Source organism: Ensifer sp. Root423 (assembly GCF_001426275.1).
GTDB classification, from domain to species: Bacteria; Pseudomonadota; Alphaproteobacteria; order Rhizobiales; family Rhizobiaceae; genus Ensifer; species Ensifer adhaerens.
On record NZ_LMEG01000002.1, the window covers coordinates 192,752 to 216,268 of the forward strand.

Here is a 23,517-nt window from a genome sequence, read left to right on the forward strand (position 1 = left end):
GAGTTCCCGATGTATGCCCGTTTCACTTCAGCCCTCGCCGTCGCCTGTCTCATCGGTGGCGCTACCCATGCAGCCGACACGAAGGTCAAAGATCCGCAAATCGCCCATATCGCCTATACCGCCGGCGTCATCGATATCGAGGCCGCCAAGCAGGCCCTGAAAATCTCGAAGGACAAGGAGGTCATCGGCTTTGCCAACGACATGCTGCGCGACCACGAGGCCGTGAACAAGCAGGCCCTCGATCTCGTCAAGAAGCTCAAGGTGACGCCCGAAGACAACGACACCAGCCGCGCGCTGACGAAAGCGGCTACGCAAGAGCGTGAAAAGCTGGCGAAGCTGAGCGGCGCCGACTTCGACAAGGCCTATGTCGCCAACGAGGTGGCCTACCACAAGCAGGTCAATGGCGCGCTTGAAACCCTGCTTATTCCCTCCGCGAAGAATGCCGAGCTCAAGGACCTGCTGGAGACCGGGCTCAAGCTGTTCCAGGGGCACCAGCAACATGCCGAGCATGTCGCCGGGATGATGAAGTAGGCCGCGACATGATGCGGAAGCGAAGCCTTGGCGCCATTTCCGGCCTGGCTCTGATGCTGGCTGCGCCATCGGCGTGGGCGGAGACCATCCGGGTGACGATCGAAAAGCTCGTGTTTTCGCCCGCCGAAATCAGCGCCGCCGTCGGCGACGTGATCGAGTGGGACAACAAGGACGTCATGGCGCACACGGCAACGGCCAAGGGTGATTTCGACGTGGTGATACCACCGAAAAAGATGGCGACACTCACCGTCACCAAGGCCGGAACCTTCGACTATACCTGCCGCTTTCACCCAAATATGAAAGCGCGCCTGCAGGTGCGATGAAAGACTTGAGGGCGGCGGTGCGAGCGCATCCCCACGCGCCGCCGTTCACGGCGAAGTCACCAGACACCGGCTGTATCCGGGAACCGAATTATGCCATGGAAGCGGCTGGTTCCATCGAGGAGGCGGCACGGCCATGAAGAAGATCGGTTTTCTTTCCTTCGGACACTGGACGCCCTCGCCGCAGTCGCAGACGCGATCGGCGGGCGACGCCCTGCTGCAATCGATCGATCTCGCCGTTGCGGCCGAAGAACTCGGCGTAGACGGCGCCTATTTCCGCGTTCATCACTTCGCCCGCCAGCTCGCCTCGCCGTTTCCGCTTTTGGCGGCGGTCGGTGCAAAGACGAGCCGGATCGAGATCGGCACCGCCGTCATCGACATGCGCTACGAGAACCCGCTCTACATGGCCGAGGATGCGGGTGCGGCCGATCTCATCGCCGGCGGACGGCTGCAGCTCGGCATCAGCCGCGGCTCGCCGGAACAGGTGATCGATGGCTGGCGCCACTTCGGCTACCAGCCGTCCGAGGGCGAGACTGAGAGCGACATGGCAAGAAGGCACGCGGAAGTGCTGCTCGACGTCCTGCGCGGCGAAGGCTTCGCCGAACCCAATCCGCGGCCGATGTTCCCCAATCCTCCCGGCCTGCTGCGCCTCGAGCCGCATTCCGCGGGCCTCAGAGAACGCATCTGGTGGGGCGCAAGCTCGAACGCCACGGCCGTCTGGGCCGCCAAGCTCGGCATGAACTTGCAGAGCTCGACGCTGAAGGATGACGAGACCGGGCTGCCGTTCCATGTCCAGCAGGCCGACCAGATCCGCGCCTACCGGGAAGCCTGGAAGGCGGCGGGGCACATGCGCGAGCCGCGCGTCTCGGTCAGCCGCAGCATCTTTGCGTTGGTGGACGATCGCGACCGCATGTATTTCGGCGGCGGAAACAAGCAGGAAGACCAGATCGGTTTCATCGACGACAAGACGCGGGCGATTTTCGGGCGCAGCTACGCCGCAGCACCCGACGTGCTGGTCGAGCAACTGGCAAAGGACGAGGCGATTGCCGAGGCCGACACGCTGCTCCTGACGGTCCCGAACCAGCTTGGCGTCGAGTACAACGCCCATGTGATCGAGGCGATCCTCAAGCATGTCGCGCCGGCACTTGGTTGGCGCTAGCGACAGGCGACGCCTCAAACTCCAGGCATCTGAAATAGGCATCTGAATTCAGGCACCCGGCCGAATCAGGGAGCGCGGCGGTACTGCCGCGCCCCTTCGCTTAACCGGTTCTTCAGGGAACCTGCGGCGGATGCGCGACGCCCAGATAGTAGTCGCCCTGTCCGCCGCTCTGATACTCGCCCGTGTAGCGCTGGCGGGCATCACCCAGCGTGCGGGCCGGCGGGCGGTAGACATAACCCGGCGCCGGATCGACATACGGATCGACATAGATGCTGCCAGTCGGCATCGGATCGACATAGACTTGCGGCTCTACAGGCTCGACATAGACCGGGCCGGGCGCGGGTTCGACATAGTAGGGTTGCCCGTAGAGCACCCGGTTCTGGGTGCCCGGCGGATTGTGCGGATCGATGCCGGTGTAGAAGCCGTTGGCGAGCGCCGGTGTTGCCGTGCCAAGGGCAAAAACGATTGCGGCGAATGACATTCCGTTCGAAAGCTTCATGGCGTTGCTCCTGTCTCGGCTGAGCATCCGACCATCTGGCAGCATCGCCCCCGGTGGATGCGAACGTCGAGAGAGAATAACGCGTAATCGCTGCAACCGTTCCGCACGCGACCTTAGTGCAGTCCGAAGATGCCGAGCAGTTCCTCGCGCTGGCGCACGAAGGCGCTGGCGCTGCGGTCGCGCGGCCGCGGCAGGTCGATCTCGATCAGCCGAGGTTCGCCGCCCTTTTCGCGCGGCAGGATGAGGATACGGTCGGCGAGATAGATCGCCTCCTCGAGATCATGGGTGACGAGCACGGTTGTCACGTCCTCGTCGCGCCAGATCCGCGCCAACTCCTGCTGCATGCTGATCTTGGTCATGGCGTCCAGCGCGCCCAGCGGCTCGTCGAGCAGCAGGATTTCCGGCTGGACCGCAAGCGCCCGGGCAATGCCGACGCGTTGCGCCATACCGCCCGACAATTGCCGCGGATAGGCGTCTTCGAACTGTTGCAGGCCGACCAGTTGCACGTAGCGCCGCGCCCGGTCTCGTGCCTGCCCACGGGAAAGACCACGCGACTCCAGCCCGAAGCCGACATTGTCGAGCACCGTCAGCCAGGGCAGGAGCCGCGGCTCCTGGAAGATCACGGCACGGTCGGTGCCGACACCTCTCGTCAGCTTTCCGTCGATCAGCACCTCTCCGGCATCCGGATCCTCAAGACCCGCCAGCACCCGAAGCAGGGTCGTCTTGCCCGAACCGCTGGCGCCGACGATAGCGAGCGTCTCGCCGGAGCGGATATTAAGGTTGATATCCCGAAGCACAGGCAAGGGCGTGCCGTTCAGGCGGTAGGACTTGGAGAGGTGACGGATCGTCACCTCTCCCCGGCGAGGGTTCTGGGTAACGCTCATGGAACGTCCTCAGTTGCTGGCCGTTGCGCCGTCGACGGCCAAGAGCACGTCCCTTGGCGCCAGTTGGCCCTGCTTGAGCTTGCCTTCGCGCACCAGCACGTCGATCCAGAATTGGAGGTCACGCTCGACCGGCAGGCCACCGGCCCGCACCCCATAGCCGCGGAAGTACTGGGCGATCTCAGGATTTTCCCCGCGGGCTTTCAGGGCCTTGGCAAGGATGTCCTTCGTTTCCTGCGGATGTTCGCGGGCATAGTCGAGCGCGCGGGCCGACTGCAGCACGAAGGTCTTTGCCGCTTCCGGATGCTCCTTCACGAAGTCGCGTCTGAGCACGACGAAGCCGCCGGCGATCTCGCCGAGCACGTCGGTGTCGTCGAAGATCGCGCGCAGACCACCATTCTTACGAGCCGCGCCCTCGAAGGTCGTCTGCCAATAGCCGAAGGCCGAGATATCCACCTGGCCGGAGCGCAGGACCTGTTCCAGTTGCGGACCGGGCACGACGACCTGGTTGGCGGCATCTGTCGGCAGGCCGACAGAGTGCAAGGCCTCGCGGATCGTATAGTCGAGGTGCGCACCGAGCGTGTTCACCGCTATGCTCTTGCCGGCGATGTCCTTGATGCTTTTGATCGGGCTGTCTTCCAGCACGTAGAAGATCGACTGCACTTCGTCATTGATGCCGTTGGAGGGATAGGCGGCCACGAAATCGTTGCCGCTGATAATCGAGTTCAGCACGGCCGATGTCGCCGCACTGCCGATCTCGACGTCGCCGGAGGCCAGCGCGATCAGTGATGCCGGGCCGCCGGTGGCGTAGCCGACGCTCTCGATCGTGATGCCGGTTCCATCAAAATAGCCGAGTTCCTGCGCGAGTTCATGTGCCGACAGACCGCCTTGGCTGGCGAGATAGCGAAGCGTGACCGCGTCGGCAGCGGCCGCCGGTGAAACAAGGCCAAGTGTGACGGCTGCCGAGAGAAGAAGATTGCGGGGGTGGAAGGTCATCTCGATATCCTTTCGAAGGGGAACTGGTAAGGCGGTCAGGCGTTCGGCGCAGACCAGCGGCAGAGATTGCGTTGGATGAGAACGAGCAGCGCATTGGCGGCGAGACCGAGCAGGGCAAGCAGCAGGATCGATGCAAACATCAGCGGGATCTGGAAGTTGTATTGGGCGTTCATCACCTGGAAGCCGATGCCCTTGTTCGCTCCGATCATTTCGGCAGCGATCAGAAGCAGCAACGCGGTCGTGGCCGAGAGCCTGAGGCCGACGAAGATCGCAGGCACGGAGGCCGGCAGAACCACGCGGCGGAAGACGGCGAGCGAGCCGGCGCCGTAGGTGCGAGCCATCTCGATCAGCTTCCTGTCGACCTCCTTGACCCCACCGATCGTCGACAGGAGGATCGGAAAGAGCGTCGCCCAGAAGATCACGAAGACCTTCGACGTTTCGCCGAGACCGAGCAGCAGAATGAAGACCGGGTAGAGCGCCAGGGCCGAGGTCTGGCGGAAAAGCTGAAGGACGGGGTCGAGTGCCTGTTCGACAAGCCGGACCTGGCCCATGAACAGCCCGAGCGGGATTCCCACCGCGACGGCGGCTGCAAAGGCAATGCCCGACCGCTGCAGGCTGATGGCGATGTCGTCGAGCAGCGCGCCGCCGGCGATGCCGTCCCAAAGGGCCGACAGGATCACGTCGAGCGGCGGAAACACCGCCGCGTTGACCCAGCCCACGGTGCTTGCAACCTGCCAGAAGGCCAGAAACGTAAGCACGAGGCCGTAGCGGGCGACGATTGCGCCGAGCAGGCGGCGCCAGCGCGGCACGGAGTTCGGCCGGGAATGCGCGGCGGGCGAAGTGGAACTCTTGGCAAGAGCCTCACGGCGCGCCGTTGCAAAGCCTGCCGCAAGCGAGGGGTTGATGGTTTCATAGGACATGGCAACACCTCACTCTGCTGCCTGAACGGCCGACCGGGCAGCAGTCCAGCGGTTGACGGGAACGGGCAGGCCGAGGTTTTCGCGCAGCGTCTTGCCCTCGTAGGCAGTGCGGAACAGGCCGCGACGCTGCAATTCCGGGATCACCAGCTCGACGAAGTCGTCGAGCGCCGTCGGGAACCATGGCGGCAGGATGTTGAAGCCATCGGCGGCTTCGTTCTCGAACCATTCCTGCAGGGTATCGGCGATCTGCCCCGCCGTACCGACAATCGTGTAGTGGCCGCGCGCCGACGCGATCCATTGGTAGAGCTGGCGAATGGTGAAGTTGTTCTCGTCGGCGATCTGGCGGATCAGCGCCTGGCGGCTCTTCATGCCCTCGGTCGGCGGCGCCGGCGGCAGCGGCCCGTCGAGGTCGTAACCACGGAGATCGAGCGTTCCGCCGGTCAGGCCGTTGAGCAGGCCGATGCCGTCCTCCTCGACGATGAGCGAGGTCAGCCGTTCGTATTTCTCCCGCGCCTCGGCTTCCGTACGGCCGACGAAGGGCGAGACACCGGGCATGACCAGGATGTGGTCCGGGTTGCGGCCCAGGCCCCGGGCGCGGGCCTTGATATCGCGATAGAATTCCTGCGCCGTTTCGATGTGCTGGTGCGCCGTGAAGATCACCTCCGCAGTGGCGGCGGCAAGGCCCCTGCCATCATCGGACTGGCCGGCCTGCACGATGACGGGATGTCCCTGCGGCGAGCGCGAAATGTTGAGCGGGCCGCGGACCTTGAAATGCTCGCCGCGGTGATCCGTGTCGTGCAGCTTCGCCGGATCGAAAAAGACGCCCGTTTGCTTGTCGCGGATGAAGGTATCGTCCTCGAAACTGTCCCAGAGCTTCTTGACCACATCGACATGCTCGGCGGCGCGCCGGTAACGCTCGGCATGCGGAAGCTGCGTGTCGCGGTTGAAATTCTGGGCGGTCGGATCACCCGTGGTCGTCACCACGTTCCATCCGGCGCGACCGCCGGAAATGAGGTCGAGCGACGCGAACTTGCGCGCTGTCGTATAGGGTTCCTCATAGGTCGTCGACGAGGTGGCTATGAAACCGAGATGGGTGGTGAGTGGCGCCAGCGCCGAAAACAGGGTCACCGGTTCGAAGCCGGCAACACGGGCATTGCCGCCCTCTCGCGCGCCACCGAAGCCGATCGCCAGCCCGTCGGCAAGAAAGTAGGCATCGAACAGACCACGTTCGGCGGTCAGCGCCAGCTGCTTGTGAAACTCGAAACTGGTCGCCCCGTCGGCTGGCTGGTCGGGGTGGCGCCAGGCGGCAATATGCTGCCCGCCGCCGGGAAGAAAGGCTCCAAGCCGGATCTTGCGTGTCATCTCAATCCTCTCCTGTCTCGCTTTAAACTCGAGGAGATCACCCTGCCGAGGGCGAAGCGCACAAGGCGCTCCGCAACACGCGGCGAACTCCGGCCACGACAGACAGGTTACATTATATACTAATTTTATAGAGAAAGAGGATTTCAACGAGACGTGCCGGGATTGAAATGTTTTTCGTCAGTTCGCCCGGTTTAGAGATCGATGACCGCTTCGCCGCCCTCAGGCGCAATCCGGCCGGAGCGAGAGTGCGCGGTTGATCCGGGAAAATATTCCACTTGGAATAGTTTTCGAGCCAAAGGTTTTCTTATCTCGACCAGAATACTCGACTATTTTTCGGGCACTTGCGGCGGCCATTGCCTAAAAATGTGGCCGCCGCCACACAATGAGAGTGAAAGACGTGTCCCAAGCAACCACCCAATCCTCACCAAAGCCGATCTATGCTTCCTTCGGGTTCCAAGTCCTGGCGGCCATGGTCATCGGCCTGCTGCTCGGCCTCATCGCCCGCAATATGGGCGTCGATGCCAGCGGCAATGCCAACTGGCTGACGGTCACCCTGCAGACGATCGGCTCGATCTTCGTCCAGCTTCTGCGTGCGCTCGTACCGCCGCTCGTCTTTACCGCCATCGTCGCCTCGATCGCCAACCTGGCGACGCTGCAGAATGCCGCCAAGCTCGTGTGGCAGACGCTGCTCTGGTTCGCGATCACCTCTCTCATCGCCGTCGTCATCGCCATCGCACTCGGCCTGATCATTCAGCCGGGCATCGGTTCGGCCGTTTCGCAGGAAGCTGCCAAGGCCCCCTCCTATTCCGGCTCGTGGCTCGATTTCCTGAAGGGCCTCGTGCCCGCCAACATGCTCGGCCTTGAAGCCAGCACCAAGGTCACCGACACGGGTGCCACCACCTCGCTCAATTTCAACGTGCTGCAGATCCTCGTCGTTTCGATCGCCGTCGGCGCCGCGGCGCTGAAGGTGGGCGATGCTGCCAAGCCGTTCCTCGCCTTCAACCAGTCGCTTCTCGCGATTGTGCGCAAGGTCCTCTGGTGGGTTATCCGGCTGACGCCGATCGGCACGATCGGCCTGCTCGGTCGCGCCGTTGCCCAGTACGGCTGGGAAACGCTGGCGCAGCTCGGCTGGTACACCGCTGCCGTCTATATCGGCCTTGCGATCGTGCTCTTTGTCGTCTACCCGGCGCTGCTCGTCGGCCACGGCCTGAGGCCCTCGCGCTTCTTTGCCGGCGCCTGGCCGGCGATCCAGCTCGCCTTCGTTTCACGCTCCTCCGTCGGCACCCTGCCCGTTACCGAAACAGTGACCGAAAAGAGCCTCGGCGTGCCGCGCGAATATGCCGCCTTCGCCGTGCCGCTCGGCGCCACCACCAAGATGGACGGCTGCGCCGCGATCTACCCGGCCATCTCGGCGATCTTCATCGCGCAGTTCTTCGGCCTGCCGCTCGGCATCCAGGAATATGTGCTGATCGTCTTCGTCTCGGTGCTCGGCTCTGCCGCAACCGCCGGCCTCACCGGCGCGACTGTCATGCTGACGCTGACGCTTTCGACGCTCGGCCTGCCGCTCGAAGGGGTCGGCCTGCTGCTCGCCATCGACCCGATCCTCGACATGGGCCGCACGGCGGTTAACGTCGCCGGTCAGGCGCTCGTGCCGACGATCGTCGCCAAGCGCGAAGGCATTCTCGACGAGACCGTCTACAACGGCGACAAGGTGCTCGACGACCTGGAACCGCTTGGCGCCGCTGCACGCGCTGCCTGACGGCGTGAAACGACGCATGCGGGCCGCAAGGTCCGCATGCCGTGTTATACTTCAGGCGTTCCGCCTGTTGAGGGATCGGCGATGTCGTCGACCAACTTTCATCTCGTCACCGAATGGACGATCGCCTCCCAGCTTGAAGACGTGTGGCGTGAACTCAGCACGCCGGAACGCTGGCCCGAGTGGTGGCCATCGGTGAAGCAGGTTACGCTGCTAAACGAGGGGGACGAACATGGTGTCGGCGCCGTCAGGCGCATGCGCTGGTCGACGGCACTCCCCTACGAACTGGTCTTCGACATGGAGACCACCAAAGTCGAGCCGCCTCTCTTCATCGAAGGCCGGGCCTTGGGCGAACTCGACGGCATCGGCCGCTGGACCCTGCAAGGCGAAGGCAGCGCTTGCCGCGTTCGCTATGACTGGATCGTGACAGTCACGAAGCCCTGGATGGTCCGTCTTTCCTTTATCCTCAGACCCGTCTTTCGCTGGAACCACGGGGTGGTGATGGAGCGCGGCCGCCGCGGCCTCTCGAAGAGGCTGGCCTAAAGCAACGGCGGGCACATTCCGGAAAGACGCGCAGACGGACGACTATTGCGCCAGGCGCGTGCCTCGTGCCTGATGATTTCGCCCAGGCGCTGGGCACCCGGTCCCGCCGCATCTGGATCCGGATAGACCAGATACATGGCGCCACAACGCCCGCCTTCGGACACCGCAGCAACCATCGAAAATCACTCCCTTGAAATATCCTATCCAGGGGGATAGGATATTGATATGAGCGAGCACAGACACGACACCCATCCCGAGATCGTCAAGCGGCTGAAACGCGCGGAGGGGCACCTGAAGAGCGTCATCACCATGATCGAAGGCGGCCGCTCCTGCCTCGACATCGCCCAGCAGCTCCACGCAGTGGAGAAGGCGATCAGCCAGGCGAAGCGAACCCTGATCCAGGATCACCTGGACCATTGCCTTGAAGACACGATCGGGGCGCTTCCGCACGAGCAGCGCCACTCCATCGACGAGTTCAAGGCGATCACGAAATACCTCTGAGCAGCAAATCCGCTGCCACAAACCGCCACCGAGCGAGGCCCAATCATCATGCTGCAGATCCTCGCAAACCGCACCTATCGCCACCTGTTCCTGGCGCAGGTGATCGCGCTGATCGGAACCGGCCTCGCAACCGTCGCGCTTGGCCTTCTCGCCTATGATCTGGCCGGCGCCGAAGCGGGCGCGGTGCTCGGGACGGCGCTCGCGATCAAGATGATCGCCTATGTCGGCGTGGCGCCGATCGCCGCCGCCTTCGCCGAACGGCTTCCACGCCGTGCCATGCTCGTCAGCCTCGATCTGGTGCGCGCCGCCGTCGCGCTGTTCCTGCCGTTCGTGACCGAGATCTGGCAGGTCTATGTGCTGATCTTCGTGCTGCAGTCGGCCTCGGCCGCCTTTACCCCCACCTTCCAGGCGACCATTCCCGACGTGCTGCCGGATGAAAAGGAATACACCCGCGCCCTGTCGCTCTCGCGGCTTGCCTATGATCTCGAAAGCGTCGCAAGCCCGATGCTCGCTGCGGCACTGCTTACCGTCGTCAGTTTCCATGACCTGTTTGCCGGCACGGTGATCGGCTTCCTCGCCTCGGCCGCCTTCGTCGTGTCCGTCGCGCTGCCAAGCCCGAAGGCTGCGGAACGGCGCGGTATCTACGACCGCACGACACGGGGTCTGCGCATTTATCTCTCGACGCCACGGCTGCGCGGCCTGCTCGCGCTCAATCTCGCGGTCTCGGCGGCGGGTTCGATGGTCATCGTCAACACGGTGGTGCTGGTTCAGGCCGGCTTCGACCTTACCCAGACCGACACGGCGATCGCGCTTGCCGCCTTTGGCTGCGGCTCGATGATTGCCGCGCTGATGCTGCCGCGCCTGCTCGACAGGACGCCTGACCGTTTCGCGATGTTTTCCGGGGCGACGATCCTCGTCGCCGGCCTGTTCATCGGGCCCCTCGTTCCAAATTTCGCTTCGGTGCTGCCGCTGTGGCTCGCCATCGGTATCGGCTACTCGCTGACCCAGACGCCGTCCGGCCGGTTGCTGCGCCGCTCCGCCCAGCCCGAAGACCGGCCGGCGCTCTTTGCAGCGCAGTTCGCCCTTTCGCATGCCTGCTGGCTGATCACCTATCCGCTGGCCGGCTGGCTCGGCGCTACCGCCGGGCTCGGCACGACCTTCATCGCGCTTGGCCTCATCGCCATCGGCGCTGTCGCCGCGGCCGCCCGGCTCTGGCCCGCGCCCGACCCGGACGAAATCGAACACACCCATCATGCGCTGGCGGGCGATCACCCCCATCTTGCCGGTGCGACGCGCGTCGGCAGCGGCCACCGCCACACCCATGTGTTCGTGATCGACAGCCATCACCCGGACTGGCCAGCCCAGCGGTAGGCAACGGCCGCTACTTGGAGGCGGTGCTGTTGCCGGCAAAAGACAGGATCGCCGCATCGGCGATCTCGGCGAAACGAGCACTTGGCCCTTCGGCGCCGCTGCTCTGCTGCGCGGCGCGCGCGCCATCGATCAGCAGCAGCAGCGTGTCGCCGAGCAGCTCTGCGTCGGCGATGCCGGCCCGGCGGCACAGCTCGACGACCCGGTCGCGCTGCGCATCCTTGAAGAGGCGGATCACCTCGCGGCCAGGGTGATCCTCATCGGTCAGCTGCACGGCGGCGCTCATCATTTCGCATTGGCACTTGTCCTCGCCGAGGTGCTCGGCGATACGCCGGACCCAGGCCCTGAGCTGACCGATACCGTCGCCCGGGTGCTGGTCTTCCAGTTCGCGCCAGAAGCCATCCATCTCCATTCCCGCATGGCGCAGGCATTCGACGATCAGCTCGTCCTTCGAACTGAAGTGGCGGTAGAGCGTCATCTTGTTGCTCTCGGCAGCATCGGCAATCGCATCGACGCCGGTTCCGCGAATGCCTCGGCGGCGAAAGAGATCACGCGCAGCCTCGACGATGCGATCGCGCGGCGAACGACGGGATGGTTTGCAGAAATCCGTTGTCATCGCAGTGGTCCGGCGTGAACGGCGCGGAAAATCTTGCCCCTTGACGCCCTGTCATTGGTCGATAACATGCGACGATGTTACCGACCAGTAACATTTTCGCCACCGTGGCAAATCAAGGAGCATCCGCTTGCGGCAAAGAGCTCTTCCGGAAACGGCGGCGGTAACAGCAGAAAAATTTCATGCGCAGTGTCGGTGAGCGCGGTCGCCAGGCGTCTTTTAGCCAGAGCGCACACCGCAGAGACTTTTTAGATTCGATAACGCTCGTGATTTGGTCGTCGTGATTAGGACCGGATCGGCCCTTCATGATCTCGTGCTGGAGCCTTATGATGCGCATGCTGGATGGGCTGAAGGCTGGGGAGACCGTCGCTGACCGCAAGGTCCGCGCGGCGGGCGTGCCGGTGCCGAGTTTCCGCCACGCCGCCTGCTGCGATGGTGGCGCTCCCAAAGGATCGGCCCCATGATTGACTTCTTCATCCACCGGCCGATCTTCGCATCGGCGATCGCCATCATCATGACGCTCGCCGGCGGCATCTGCTATTTCCTGCTGCCGATTTCGCAGTTTCCCGACGTCACGCCGCCGCAGATCGTCGTTGCCGCCAACTATCCGGGCGCCAGCGCCCAGGTGGTCGCCGACACGGTGACGACGCCGCTCGAACAGCAGATCAACGGCGTGCCCGGCATGCTCTACATGACCTCGACCAGCTCGAACGACGGCTCGTCGCGCATCATCATTTCCTTCGAGGTCGGCTATCCGATCGACGTCGCCGCGCTCGACGTGCAGAACCGCGTCTCGCAGGCCGCCTCCTCGCTTCCGGCCCTCGTCAACCAGACCGGCGTGACCATCGCCAAGCAGATCCCGAACTTCACCGTGCTCGTCAGCCTGGATTCGCCTGACAATTCGGTCGATTTCGCCGCGGTCAGCAACTACGCCTACCTGCAGATCCTCGATCCACTCAAACGCCTGCCGGGCGTTGGCGACGTCCAGCTTTTCGGCGAGCGCCGCTATTCGATGCGCGTCTGGCTCGATCCGGATCGCATGGCCAATCTCGGCATTACCGCCGTCGACGTCCAGAACGTCATTGCCGAGCAGAACATCCAGGTCGCCGGCGGCAAGATCGGGCAATCGCCGGCACCGGCCGGCACGCCCTTCGAGATGCAGATCAACGCGCTCGGACGCTTGAGCGACCCGTCCCAGTTCGGCGACATCGTGCTGCGCGCCGACCAGACGACGGGGGCAACGACGCGGCTGCGCGATGTGGCGCGCATCGAGCTCGGCGCGCTGCTCTATTCCTCGTCGGTCACCTTCAACGGCAAGGAAAGCGTCGTGCTTGCCGTCTTCCAGGCACCGGGCTCCAACGCGCTCGACCTGCAGGCCCGCGTGCAGGCGAAGATGGACGAGCTGTCGCAGCGCTTCCCCGCGGGCATCGCCTACCACATGTTCTACGACACCACGCGTTTCGTCTCGGCGGCGATGAAGGATGTCGTGTTCACGCTGCTCGAGGCGCTCGCCCTCGTCGTCTTCGTCGTCTTCATCTTCCTGCAAAACCTGCGCACGACGATCATCCCTACGATCGCCATTCCGGTTTCGTTGATCGCGACGCTGGTCGTCATGTATCTCTTCGGCTTCTCGCTCAACATGCTGAGCCTGCTCGGCATGGTGCTTGCCATCGGGCTTGTGGTCGACGACGCGATCGTCGTCGTCGAGAACGTCGAACGCCAGCTGGAGGCCGGGCTGCCGCCGCTCGAGGCCACCAAAAAGGCGATGCAGGAGGTGACCGGCCCGATCATCGCGACGACCGCGGTGCTGCTGGCCGTCTTCATCCCCGTCGCCTTCATTCCGGGCGTCGCCGGCAGCCTCTACAACCAGTTTGCGCTGACGGTCGCAATCTCCGTCGCTTTTTCCGCCTTCAACTCGCTGACCCTCAGTCCGGCGCTGAGCGCCGCGTTCCTGCGCTATCGCGGCGAGCCGCGTTTTGCCCTCTTCCGCTGGTTCAACAGCGGTTTTCACGCCCTGTCGCACGGTTATGCGCGCAGCGTCGCCGGGCTCGTGCGCTGGCGCTGGGCGCTGTTTGCCGTCTTCCTCGCCGCGATCGCCTCGACCTATGCGCTATGGCAGCGCATCCCCTCGACCTTCCTGCCGGTCGAGGACCAGGGCTATTTCTTCGTCGTCATCCAGTTGCCCGATGGTGCCTCGCTCGAACGCACCGAGGCGGTCGCGCGGCGATCCGAAGAGATCCTGCGCGGCACCGCCGGCGTCGATTTCGTCGGTTCGGTCGTCGGCTTCAACTTCCTGTCCTTCGCCGCCCAGTCAAACTCGGCCGTGCAATTCGCCGTATTGAAGCCATGGGACGAGCGGCCGCCCGAACAAGGCGCCTCGGCGCTGCGTGAAGAGGTGATGCCGCAACTGCTGCAGATCCCGGACGCGCTGGTGCTCGCCTTCGACCCGCCGTCGATCCAGGGGCTGGGTGCTACCGGTGGCTTCGAGTTCCAGGTGGAGGACCTTGCCGGCCGCAGCGCCGAGGCGCTGAACGACGCGACGCAGGCGCTGATCGCTGAGGCGCGCAAGCAGCCGGAAATCAATCCCTACCAGCTGTTCACCACCTTCAGCACCTCGAGCCCACAGTTCGACTATGACCTCGACCGCGACAAGGCGAAGCTGCTGGGCCTGAGCCTGCCGGATATCTTCAGCACACTGCAGATCTATTTCGGCTCGCTCTATGTCAACGACTTCAACATCTTCGGCCGCACCTTCCGCGTGACGCTGCAGGCCGATCAAGGCGCACGCGCCTCGGCCACCGATCTCTCTCGTCTCTACGTGCGCAACACTGAGGGGGAAATGGTGCCGCTCAATACGCTAGGAACCTTCAAGCCGACGGTCGGCCCGGAGACCATCACCCACTACAACAATTACCCCTCGGCGCTGATCAACGGTGCGGCAGCACCCGGCTTCAGCTCGAGCCAGGCGGTGGCGGCGATGGAGCGGGTGGCAAAAACGACGCTGCCCAGGGACTACACATTCGAGTGGACCGGCATTACTTATCAGGAGATCCGGGCAGGCTCGATCGCCGCGCTCGTCTTTGCGCTCGCCCTCGTCTTCTGCTTCCTGATCCTGGCCGCCCAGTATGAAAGCTGGTCGATGCCTTTCATGGTGCTGCTGTCAGTGCCGCTCGCGCTTTTGGGCGCGCTTTCGGCGCTCTGGCTGCGCGGTATGCAGATCGACGTCTATTCGCAGATCGGTTTCGTGATGCTGGTCGGACTTGCCGCCAAGAACGCCATCCTGATCGTCGAGTTCGCAAGACGCCGACGCGAGGAAGGGCTCGACGTCGTCGCAGCCGCCGCGGAAGCGGCGCGTCTCCGGCTGCGGCCGATCCTGATGACGGCCTTCGCCTTCATCCTCGGCGTGCTGCCGCTGATGTATGCCAGGGGCGCAGGTGCTGCCAGCCGCCAGTCAATCGGCACCACCGTCTTCGGCGGCATGCTGGCGGCGACGATCCTCACACTCATTTTCGTCCCGGTCTTCTACGCGGTCATCGAAAAATGGCGCGAGGGCACGTCCTCGCGGCCGATCGGCCAGCGTCACGAGCCGGAGGCGGCGGAATAGGAATTGGAGCCTGACATGCGTGGTTCGAGACTGGTCCTTGCCGCAGCGGTCGTGGTCGCCGCCCTTGCTGCGGCCTATCATTACAAGAACGGCGGATTCGAGCTGAAGGGCGGCGACGCCGGCGCGGCGGTGGGGCCGCCGCAACAGGCCATGCCCGTGCCGGTCGCCTCGGTCGTCAAGAAAACCATTCCGATCTATCTCGACTATTCGGCCCGCACCGAAGCGATCCGCAACGTGACGCTCCGCGCCAAGATCACGGGCTATATCGAGTCGCAGGCGGTGCCCGACGGTTCGGATGTGAAGGAAGGTGATCTGCTCTATCGGATCGACCCGCGCGATTATCGGGCAGCGCTCGATCAGGCAAAGGCCCAGGTCGAGCGCGACCAGGCGTCGCTCGCCTATCTCCGCTCCAATCTCAACCGCGGCAATGAACTGGCCACGACGGGTTACCTCGACAAGGACAGCTTCGATCAGCGCCAGAGTGCTGTGCACCAGGCCGAAGCGGCACTGGAGATGTCGCGGGCGGCGGTGCGCACCGCCGAGATCAATTTCGACTACACCGAAATCCACGCGCCCTTTGCCGGCCGGCTCGGCCGCGACCAGGCGCCGGAGGGAACGCTTGTCAGCAACACCGCCGGGACACCGCTCAACAACCTCGTGCAGCTTTCGCCGATCTATGTTTCCTTCAACCCGAGCGAAACAGAACTCGCCGACATCCAGAAGGCCCGGGCGAAGGGGAAAGTGCAGGCGGAAGTGCTTTTGCCTGGCGACAAGGAACCGCGCTATCGCGGCGACCTCACCTTCATCAACAACACGGTCGAGGGAAATACCGGAACGGTGGTGGCGCGCGTGACGATCGACAATACTGATCTTTCCCTGCTGCCCGGCCAATATGTCCGCGTCCGGCTGAAGATCCGCGACGAGCCGAACGTGCTGATGGTGCCGGAAACGGCGCTCGGCTCGAGCCAGCTCGGCAAATACATCTATGTCGTCGGCAAGGGTGAAACGGTCGAACAAAGGCTGGTCACTCTTGGCCCGACGAGCGGTGATCTCATCGGCCTGACCTCAGGCGTTGCGGAAGGCGACCAGGTGATCGCGGGAAACCTGCAGAAAATCTTCCCGGGCGCACCGGTCAAACCGATGCCGGCCGAGCAGGCGCAGAAATAGGCCGGTCGCCGGCCCGGCCTACGCCCTTTTCAGGATCGGGAAGACCATGCCGAACGTGATGACGGCAATGGCAACGACCTGAAGCAGCGTCGGAACTTCGCCGAGAACGACGACCCCCGCCGCGGTCGTCGTCACCGGGACGCACGGCATGAACAGCGACGCAGGCTGCGGACCCAATTGACGGATGACATAGGTGTAGAGAACGCTCGCGAGCGCTCCGGCGAGAAAGCCTTGGATGACGAATTGCGTGGCAATTTCGGTGAAAGAGGCGGCAGCGAGCCCGCTGGGCGCCAGAATGTGCAGCAAGGGCAACGGCAGACAGGAGAAGAACACCACTGCGATCGTCGCCGTCACGGCGTCGACGGACCATAGCCGCACCAGCACCGCAAAGGTGGCAAACATCAACCCCGAAACGGCGAACAACAGATCACCCCGCAATGTCCCGGCGTCGGCGACGCCCGATTGGAGCACGAACAGAAAAAGGCCGGCAATGACCGTGGCAACGCCAGCAAGGCGCGTGCCGGAGGCCTTGTCCTTGAAGACGAGACGGGAAAACAGGAACGAGAAGAAGACGATTACGGCGGGAGAGAGTGCTGCCGCATGGGCGACCGGTGCCAGCGAAAGTCCCTGGTTGATGATGAGCGGATAGGGCAGCCCCGTCAGCAGCGCCAGCACGGTTGCCTTGCGCCAGCCAAGCTGCATCAACTTCGGCAAGCCGACGCTGAGGAACACCGGCAGGAAGGCCAGGGCGGCGCCAGAGAACCGCAAGGTGACGATGTCGGCGGCGGTCAGATGCTCGCGCAGACTGAACCGGGCGGCCACAAACTGTAAGGTGGTGATTGCGACGACCGCCACCCCTGCCCATATCGCCAGCCGCCGGCTGCGGTCGCCCTCCCCCATCGTAACACTTTGCACGCCCGTCTCTCCACATTGCGGAAGCCTTACCCGGCGGCTTCGACAGAAGCACCGTATTGCGCGAACGGCCGCGTCAAAATACACTGATTTCAATGAATCTAAGCGATTATCACTCTTTCATGGACAAAATAGTGTGAAGAACGAAATTGCAGGCCTCGACACCATCGATCGCACCTTGTTGAGATTGCTGCAGGAAGATGGCCGGCGGACCACACTGGAGCTGGCAGAGCGTGTCGGCCTGTCGCCAACGGGCACGAGCCAGCGCGTGAAGCGCCTCTTCCGCGAGGGCTACGTGAAGGCCGTGCGAGCGATCCTCGATCCGAAGAAGATCGGCCGGGGCACCGTCGTCTTCATCCAGGTGCGCCTCGACCATACCGCCCCGCATATCTTCGAGCGCTTCTCCGACGCGGTTGCAAAGGCGCCGGAAGTTCTGGAATGCCACATGGTGATCGGCGGCTTCGACTATCTGGTGAAGGCGCGCATTGCCGACATGTCGCTGTTCCAGGATTTTCTCGAACGGGTGATTTTGCCCCTGCCCGGCGTCAGGGAGACGCACACCTACGCCTCGGTCGGCGACGTCAAGCCGGACGCGCTGCTACCGATCTGATGCTCAGGCGGGCTCCAGCCACGGCCAAGCTCGCCCCAGCAAAGCGGCGCAACCTCAAATCGGACGTGAAGTAGCAGGTCGCGACGAGTCATTGGGGTGCCGGGCGTTATTATTCCTCGAGCGACTGGCGACCTATCACGCGCGGGTCACCAATCCCTTCGTCACACGGTGCAATCTTCGCCCGGCAACGCTGCCCTGAAACCCAGGAGCACGCCGAGCGTCGAGCGTTTTTCGACGAGATCCGCAAGCGTGTACTTGTCGAAGACCGCGACGAAGGCGGCCGTGGCTTCCGAAAGGACGGACGGCAGGCTGCAGGCCGGCGCGATGCGGCAACCTCGGCAATCGATCAGATCCGACAACTCCTCCGTGTGCCGGAGGAGAGCGCCGAGATTGATTTCGTTCGCAGCCCTTGCGAGCCTGATACCGCCGTTCCGGCCGCGTACAGCCTCCAGAAACCCCGCATTCGCGAGGTCTTGAACCACTTTCATCATATGGTTCTGCGAGACCGAGAAGGTATCGGATATCTCCCGGATGGAGCTGAGCCCAGTGGGCTGGGAGCCCAGATAGATCATCAGGCGCATCGCATAGTCGGTGTATTTCGTGAGCCTCATCGCGGGATCTGCGTCAAAAAGTCCGTTCAAAAAACATGCATTTAATTAGCATCTTTGATCGCAAGCGAATAGATGCATTTCAGATACATCTTTAAGGGTCATTTGCGATGAACGCGCGAACGGTAGCCGGAGCTGAGATCAGGATGATCGTCGAATGCTTCCAGGGCGAAGTCCGCATTAACAGGATTTTGAGCGCGGGATTCGCTGCCGCGAGAGATTGGGACACAGTTCCCGATCACCGGGCCCGGTGAATTGCCGGCTGCATTTCCAGGATCACCAACCTGCCCCCACTGATACGTCCCACCGAAAGGAAAAAATCATGCCGAAACCACTCTCCCCCGAGACTGTCCAGATCGTGAAAGCCAGCGCTCCGGCGCTCGCGGCCCACGGAACGGAAATCACGAAGAGCATGTATGCCCGCCTCTTCCGTGACGATCATATCCGCGCGCTGTTCAACCACGCCAATCAGGGCGAAGGCGGTTCACAGGTCAACGCGCTTGCCGCCGCCATTCTCGCCTATGCGCAGAACATCGATAATCTCGGCGTGCTTGGCCCGGTGGTCGAACGGATCGCCCACAAGCACATCGGCTACCATATCCTTCCGGAGCACTATCCCTTTGTAGCCAAGGCTCTTCTCGCCGCCGTCGAGGATGTGCTCGGAAGTGCTGCGACCCCTGAGCTCCTCAACGCATGGGGCGAGGCCTATTGGTTCCTGGCCGATATTCTCAAGGAGCGCGAAACCGCCATACGCGGCGAACTGATGGAGCGCTCGGGCGGTTGGAACGGCTGGAGAGATTTCGTCATCGTCTCAAAAGTTCGCGAGAGCGACGTCGTCACCTCGTTTATCCTGAAACCCAAGGACGGCGGTCGCGTTGCGCGCCACAGACCCGGCCAATATCTGACGTTTCGCTTCCAACTGGACAATGGCCTGGAGATGAAGCGCAACTACTCGATCTCCAGCGGGCCGAACGACAGCTTCTACCGCATCTCGGTAAAGCGCGAGGCGCAGGGGCAAGGCGGATCCCGATATCTCCACGATCAGGCGACCGTCGGCACGGTCTTGAGCGCGACCCCGCCGGCCGGCGACTTCTTCCTCCCCGAAGCGCCGGAAGCACCTGTCGTATTGCTGTCGGGTGGCGTCGGCCTGACCCCCATGGTCAGCATTCTCGAGACGATCGCCGAGGAACATCCGAACCTCGAGGCGCACTTCGTCCACGGCGCGCTGAACAGCGGCACGCATGCCATGGATCGGCATGTTCGCGAACTCGCCGACGCACACGGCAAGATCACGATCAGCAGCTTCTATAGTGCGCCTGCAAACGGGGATGCCGTGGGGCTGTCGCACGACTTCGATGGCTTCATCACCGCGGAATGGCTTCGCAAGCACACGCCGATCGCCAATGCCGAATTCTATCTCTGTGGCCCCAAACCGTTCCTTCGTGCGCTCGTCCCGGCTCTTGCCAGGGAAGGCGTTTCCAGCGAGCGGGTCCACTATGAGTTCTTCGGCCCAGCCGACGAACTCATTGCAGCCTAAAATGCCTTCGGTCGGCACTTTCACGGACCGTGGAAGAGCTTGATCTCCTCATTGCCGCGGCGCTGCCTTCGCGCCGCGGCAAGCCGACCTGCGCCGAGGATTGCGGCAGTCCCGCCTGTGCGTAAACGCCATCCGAAAGATCGCCCTTGCTTTCGGACCCGCCATGCTGCATTGCAAAAAGAGCCGACACGGCAGGTCAAGCTTGGTCAGAATGCGGTCGTGGCATGCAGCACAGCAGACTAAACGTCCTGGTCATCGACGAGAATCGCATCCGCGCCGCCATCATCGAGGACGGGCTGCGCGACGCGGGCTATGACCATGTCACCGTCATCGACAATATGCACGGCCTGGCGCGGCGTATCGCGGACCTCAATCCCGACGTCATCGTGATTGATCTCGAAAACCCAAACCGCGACATGCTGGAAAGCATCTTCCAGCTTTCGCGCGCGGTGAAGCGCCCGATCGCGATGTTCGTCGACAAGTCCGACGAGGCCTCCATCGAGGCGGCTGTCGAGGCCGGGGTCTCGGCCTATATCGTCGACGGTCTGAAGCAGGAACGGGTGCGCCCCATCCTGAAGATGGCGATCAGCCGCTTCAACGCCTTCTCCCGCCTCAACCGCGAGCTGGAAGAAACCCGCGGCGAGTTGGAAAACCGCAAGGTGATCGACCGCGCCAAGGGCCTCTTGATGCGCTCGCGCGGGCTCTCCGAGGAAGAGGCCTATGCGCTGCTGCGCCGCACGGCGATGAACCAGAACCGCAAGATCGTCGACATCGCCCAAAGCCTCGTCACGGCGGCAAGCCTGCTCGATCCGGGAGGAAAGGAATGACGACGCGCCACGCCATCACCGCCGGTTTCGTGCCGCTCCTCGACAGCGCCTTGCTCGTTGTCGCCCGCGAGATGGGCTTTGCCGAAGAACAGGGGATCGACCTGACCCTGCTGCGTGAGCGCTCCTGGGCGAGCATCCGCGACCGACTTGCGGTTCGCCATGTCGATGTGGCGCATATTCTCGGGCCCATGCCGATCGCCGGCAATCTCGGCCTCAATGTGCCTGCCCCTGAAATGATCGTGCCGATGTCGCTGGGTCTCGGCGGCAATGCGGTGACGGTGTCTCCGGCGCTCTGGCAAAGGATGGCGGAAAACGGCGCGACCACGGATCTCGATGCGCGCGCGAACGGTGCAGCCCTGCGCAAGGCGATCGATGCGCAGGCGGGCGCGCCGCTGCGTTTTGCCGTCGTGCATCCCTATTCCGGGCACAATTACGAACTGCGCTACTGGCTGGSGGCGAGCGGCATCGATCCGGACCGTGATATCGAGATCGTCGTGCTGCCGCCACCCGACATGGGCGATGCGCTCGCCGAAGGCGTGATCGACGGCTATTGCGCCGGCGAGCCCTGGAACACCTTCGGCGTGCTTCGCCGCGGCGCACATCTCGCCACCGTCAAGGCGGCGATCTGGCGGTCGAGCCCCGAGAAGGTGCTTGGCGTCAACGCAAAGTGGGGGGAGGCCAACCCGGAGGCGATGGCCGCCCTGCTCGTGGCGCTTCATCAGGCGTCAATTTGGTGCGCCCGCCCGGATAACCACGAGGCACTCGCGACCCTTCTGGCAAAGCCTGCCTATGTGGGGCGCGACGCCGAACTGCTTCTTCCCGCCCTCAAAGGCACGCTGCCGGTCGGCGGCGGTGAGGTCCGGGTGGTCAGAGATTTCTTCGTTCCGAATGCCAAGGCGGCGACCTTCCCCTGGAAGAGCCATGCCCTCTGGTTCTACACCCAGATGGTGCGCTGGCGGCAGATCGAGCATGCGGCAGAGCGCCAGCGCATCGCCGCGGAAACCTACCGGCCGGACATCTACCGCGCCGCATTGAAGCACCTTGGTATCGCCATGCCGTCGGCAAGCGCCAAGGTGGAAGGCGCCTTGACCGTCGAAACCCCAGTCGGCTCATCGGGCGCGCTGACGCTCGGGCCGGATGGTTTCTTCGATGGCGGACGCTTCGATCCCGACGACCTCGATGCCTACATCGCTGCCCAGTCTGCAGGCTGAATGCGCGACGCCTAATTTATGCGCATTGCACAAAAAATGGCTTCGCACTGCACCAAGGAATGTCACCCACCGGGATGACGCCAGGCCGACGATTTCACTTTTTCTTTTAGATCAATAGCTTGCCAAAACTGGCACGCTGATTGCTTTTATATTCTCAGGCCCTCGGGCCAAGAGATCGGTGTCCAACGACGGGCGCCCTACCAGCAAAGCCGCTGATCAGGACTGCGCACACGGAGCGAACCGTGTCGGGCATACCTGGCCAGCGGCTTTTTGTTTTTCACCCCCAAGATGGAGCGGCACGACCTTGTCGGGCCTCGGAGAAGCCATGTCTGAGAACAAGCAGCCATTATCCGCCAGCGAACCCGCCACGGCTTTGTGGATGTCCACTTTTGCCTTCACGATCTGTTTCGCCGTCTGGACGATCTTCGCCATCATCGGCATCCGCATCAAGCAGGACCTCGCGCTCACCGAAGCGCAGTTCGGCCTGCTGGTTGGCACGCCCATCCTCACCGGTTCACTGGTGCGCATCCTGCTCGGCGTCTGGACCGGGCGCTACGGCGGGCGCCTCGTCTATACGCTGACGATGCTGGCCGCAGCCCTTGCGACTTTTCTGCTCACCTACGCCACCACCTATCCGCAGATGCTGCTCGCCGGCCTCGGCATCGGTCTTGCCGGCGGCTCTTTCGCGGTCGGCGTCGCCTATGTCTCGCCCTTCTTTCCGCCGGAAAAGCAGGGCACGGCGCTTGGCATCTTCGGCGCCGGCAATGTCGGCGCGGCGGTGACGAAATTCCTGGCGCCCTTCGTCCTCATTGCCTGGGGCTGGCAGACGGTTGCCGAGATCTGGGCGGCCGCACTCGTCGTCACGGCACTCGTCTTCTGGTTCACGACAAGCGACGATCCGGCCTTCCGCAGCCGCCGCGAGCGCCAGCTGCCAAAGCGCAGCCTGCTCCAGGAGTTCGCACCGCTGAAGAACGCCCAGGTCTGGCGTTTCTCGCTCTACTATTTCTTCGCCTTCGGCGGTTTCGTCGCCCTCTCGCTCTGGCTGCCGCGTTATCTCGTCGGCGTCTACGGCTTCGATATCGCCGTGGCGGGCATGGTCGCAGCCGCCTACTCCATCCCCGGCAGCGTCTTCCGTGCCTTCGGCGGCGTGCTTTCCGACCGCAAGGGCGCGCGTAGCGTCATGTACTGGATGCTCGGCATCTCGGCGGTGGCAACACTGATCCTGTCGCTGCCGGCCGCCGGCGAGGGCCACGGCTTCGGCATTACGCCTGCCGTCTTCATCGTCACGGTCTTCGTGCTCGGCTTCGTCATGAGCCTTGGCAAGGCCGCCGTCTACAAGCACATCCCGGCCTATTACCCGGAAAACGTCGGGGCGGTCGGCGGCATCGTCGGCATGGTCGGCGGGCTCGGGGGCTTCGTGCTGCCGATCGCCTTCGGCCTGCTCAAGGACGCGACCGGCCTGTGGTCGAGCTGCTTCCTGCTTCTCTTTGCCGTCGTCGTCGCATCGCTCCTGTGGATGCATCTTTCGATCCGCCAGATGGAACGCCGCGCGCTCACCCTGCCGACGGCTGCTGCCGCGTAAACAGACAAGG

The 23,517-nt window shown here is 63.5% G+C and carries 22 protein-coding genes; 14 read left to right on the top strand and 8 right to left on the bottom strand.

Features of this window, described 5'->3' with window-relative positions; all coding sequences use genetic code 11:
• Window positions 1–9 precede the first annotated feature (9 nt).
• The 3 genes from ASD01_RS04790 to ASD01_RS04800 all read left to right on the top strand — a co-directional run bounded on the left by ASD01_RS04790 (window position 10) and on the right by ASD01_RS04800 (window position 2,010).
• The gene (locus tag ASD01_RS04790; RefSeq protein ID WP_034789715.1) at window positions 10–531 is read left to right on the top strand and encodes a DUF4142 domain-containing protein; all 522 of its coding nucleotides are present in this window, start codon (window positions 10–12) and stop codon (window positions 529–531) included.
• Window positions 532–542: 11 nt separating this feature from the next.
• Window positions 543–854, top strand: coding sequence for a cupredoxin domain-containing protein (locus ASD01_RS04795; RefSeq protein WP_034789875.1), 312 nt, complete (start codon window positions 543–545; stop codon window positions 852–854).
• A 133-nt stretch (window positions 855–987) separates the two neighbouring features.
• Entirely contained in the window at window positions 988–2,010 is a 1,023-nt protein-coding gene (locus ASD01_RS04800) for an LLM class flavin-dependent oxidoreductase (RefSeq protein ID WP_034789718.1), read from the top strand.
• Window positions 2,011–2,122: 112 nt separating this feature from the next.
• On the opposite strand, the gene ASD01_RS04805 is transcribed toward ASD01_RS04800, so the two are convergent.
• From ASD01_RS04805 to ASD01_RS04825, 5 genes are all read right to left on the bottom strand, one after another.
• Complete coding sequence (locus ASD01_RS04805) at window positions 2,123–2,509, bottom strand: hypothetical protein (protein WP_034789721.1); 387 nt, start codon at window positions 2,507–2,509, stop codon at window positions 2,123–2,125.
• A gap of 113 nt (window positions 2,510–2,622) precedes the next feature.
• Window positions 2,623–3,393, bottom strand: a complete 771-nt coding sequence (locus ASD01_RS04810) for an ABC transporter ATP-binding protein (protein ID WP_060643604.1) — start codon at window positions 3,391–3,393, stop codon at window positions 2,623–2,625.
• A 9-nt stretch (window positions 3,394–3,402) separates the two neighbouring features.
• Window positions 3,403–4,386, bottom strand: a complete 984-nt coding sequence (locus ASD01_RS04815) for an ABC transporter substrate-binding protein (RefSeq protein WP_034789726.1) — start codon at window positions 4,384–4,386, stop codon at window positions 3,403–3,405.
• A gap of 35 nt (window positions 4,387–4,421) precedes the next feature.
• A complete protein-coding gene (locus ASD01_RS04820; protein ID WP_034789734.1) occupies window positions 4,422–5,306 on the bottom strand; it encodes an ABC transporter permease in 885 nt (294 codons plus the stop codon).
• A 9-nt stretch (window positions 5,307–5,315) separates the two neighbouring features.
• Window positions 5,316–6,668, bottom strand: a complete 1,353-nt coding sequence (locus ASD01_RS04825) for an LLM class flavin-dependent oxidoreductase (protein ID WP_034789736.1) — start codon at window positions 6,666–6,668, stop codon at window positions 5,316–5,318.
• Between the two features lie 397 nt (window positions 6,669–7,065).
• Here ASD01_RS04825 and ASD01_RS04830 point away from each other — a divergent pair, with 397 nt between their 5' ends.
• The 4 genes from ASD01_RS04830 to ASD01_RS04845 all read left to right on the top strand — a co-directional run bounded on the left by ASD01_RS04830 (window position 7,066) and on the right by ASD01_RS04845 (window position 10,839).
• On the top strand, window positions 7,066–8,427 hold the full coding sequence (locus tag ASD01_RS04830) for a dicarboxylate/amino acid:cation symporter (protein ID WP_034789738.1): 1,362 nt from the start codon (window positions 7,066–7,068) through the stop codon (window positions 8,425–8,427).
• Window positions 8,428–8,508: 81 nt separating this feature from the next.
• Window positions 8,509–8,967, top strand: coding sequence for an SRPBCC family protein (locus tag ASD01_RS04835; protein ID WP_034789739.1), 459 nt, complete (start codon window positions 8,509–8,511; stop codon window positions 8,965–8,967).
• A 225-nt stretch (window positions 8,968–9,192) separates the two neighbouring features.
• Window positions 9,193–9,468, top strand: a complete 276-nt coding sequence (locus ASD01_RS04840; RefSeq protein ID WP_089042985.1) for a metal-sensing transcriptional repressor — start codon at window positions 9,193–9,195, stop codon at window positions 9,466–9,468.
• A 48-nt stretch (window positions 9,469–9,516) separates the two neighbouring features.
• A complete protein-coding gene (locus tag ASD01_RS04845) occupies window positions 9,517–10,839 on the top strand; it encodes an MFS transporter (protein WP_060643605.1) in 1,323 nt (440 codons plus the stop codon).
• A gap of 10 nt (window positions 10,840–10,849) precedes the next feature.
• On the opposite strand, the gene ASD01_RS04850 is transcribed toward ASD01_RS04845, so the two are convergent.
• Window positions 10,850–11,452: a TetR/AcrR family transcriptional regulator gene (locus ASD01_RS04850; protein ID WP_034789764.1), complete on the bottom strand. Its 603-nt coding sequence runs from the start codon at window positions 11,450–11,452 to the stop codon at window positions 10,850–10,852.
• A gap of 457 nt (window positions 11,453–11,909) precedes the next feature.
• On the opposite strand from ASD01_RS04850, the gene ASD01_RS04855 reads away from it, so the two are divergent.
• Together ASD01_RS04855 and ASD01_RS04860 are read left to right on the top strand one after the other, a co-directional pair.
• The gene (locus tag ASD01_RS04855; protein ID WP_034789766.1) at window positions 11,910–15,053 is read left to right on the top strand and encodes an efflux RND transporter permease subunit; all 3,144 of its coding nucleotides are present in this window, start codon (window positions 11,910–11,912) and stop codon (window positions 15,051–15,053) included.
• Between the two features lie 15 nt (window positions 15,054–15,068).
• Entirely contained in the window at window positions 15,069–16,220 is a 1,152-nt protein-coding gene (locus tag ASD01_RS04860) for an efflux RND transporter periplasmic adaptor subunit (RefSeq protein WP_034789769.1), read from the top strand.
• Between the two features lie 18 nt (window positions 16,221–16,238).
• Here the strand turns inward: ASD01_RS04860 and ASD01_RS04865 are convergent, their stop codons facing one another.
• Entirely contained in the window at window positions 16,239–17,135 is an 897-nt protein-coding gene (locus ASD01_RS04865; RefSeq protein ID WP_234798795.1) for a DMT family transporter, read from the bottom strand.
• Between the two features lie 145 nt (window positions 17,136–17,280).
• Between ASD01_RS04865 and ASD01_RS04870 the strand changes: the two genes are divergently transcribed.
• Complete coding sequence (locus tag ASD01_RS04870) at window positions 17,281–17,742, top strand: Lrp/AsnC family transcriptional regulator (protein ID WP_089043044.1); 462 nt, start codon at window positions 17,281–17,283, stop codon at window positions 17,740–17,742.
• Between the two features lie 161 nt (window positions 17,743–17,903).
• Here the strand turns inward: ASD01_RS04870 and ASD01_RS04875 are convergent, their stop codons facing one another.
• The gene (locus tag ASD01_RS04875) at window positions 17,904–18,353 is read right to left on the bottom strand and encodes an Rrf2 family transcriptional regulator (RefSeq protein WP_051659173.1); all 450 of its coding nucleotides are present in this window, start codon (window positions 18,351–18,353) and stop codon (window positions 17,904–17,906) included.
• A 319-nt stretch (window positions 18,354–18,672) separates the two neighbouring features.
• Here ASD01_RS04875 and hmpA point away from each other — a divergent pair, with 319 nt between their 5' ends.
• The 4 genes from hmpA (at window position 18,673) to ASD01_RS04895 (ending at window position 23,507) form a co-directional block, all read left to right on the top strand.
• A complete protein-coding gene (gene hmpA, locus ASD01_RS04880; protein WP_034789777.1) occupies window positions 18,673–19,887 on the top strand; it encodes an NO-inducible flavohemoprotein in 1,215 nt (404 codons plus the stop codon).
• A 224-nt stretch (window positions 19,888–20,111) separates the two neighbouring features.
• Complete coding sequence (locus ASD01_RS04885; protein ID WP_034789780.1) at window positions 20,112–20,714, top strand: ANTAR domain-containing response regulator; 603 nt, start codon at window positions 20,112–20,114, stop codon at window positions 20,712–20,714.
• The gene (locus tag ASD01_RS04890) at window positions 20,711–21,925 is read left to right on the top strand and encodes a CmpA/NrtA family ABC transporter substrate-binding protein (RefSeq protein ID WP_060643606.1); all 1,215 of its coding nucleotides are present in this window, start codon (window positions 20,711–20,713) and stop codon (window positions 21,923–21,925) included. The genes ASD01_RS04885 and ASD01_RS04890 overlap by 4 nt, the downstream gene beginning before the upstream one ends.
• A gap of 325 nt (window positions 21,926–22,250) precedes the next feature.
• Window positions 22,251–23,507 carry an MFS transporter gene (locus ASD01_RS04895; RefSeq protein WP_034789792.1) on the top strand — a complete coding sequence of 419 codons (1,257 nt, stop codon included), beginning with the start codon at window positions 22,251–22,253 and terminating at the stop codon, window positions 23,505–23,507.
• The last annotated feature ends 10 nt before the right edge of the window (window positions 23,508–23,517 follow it).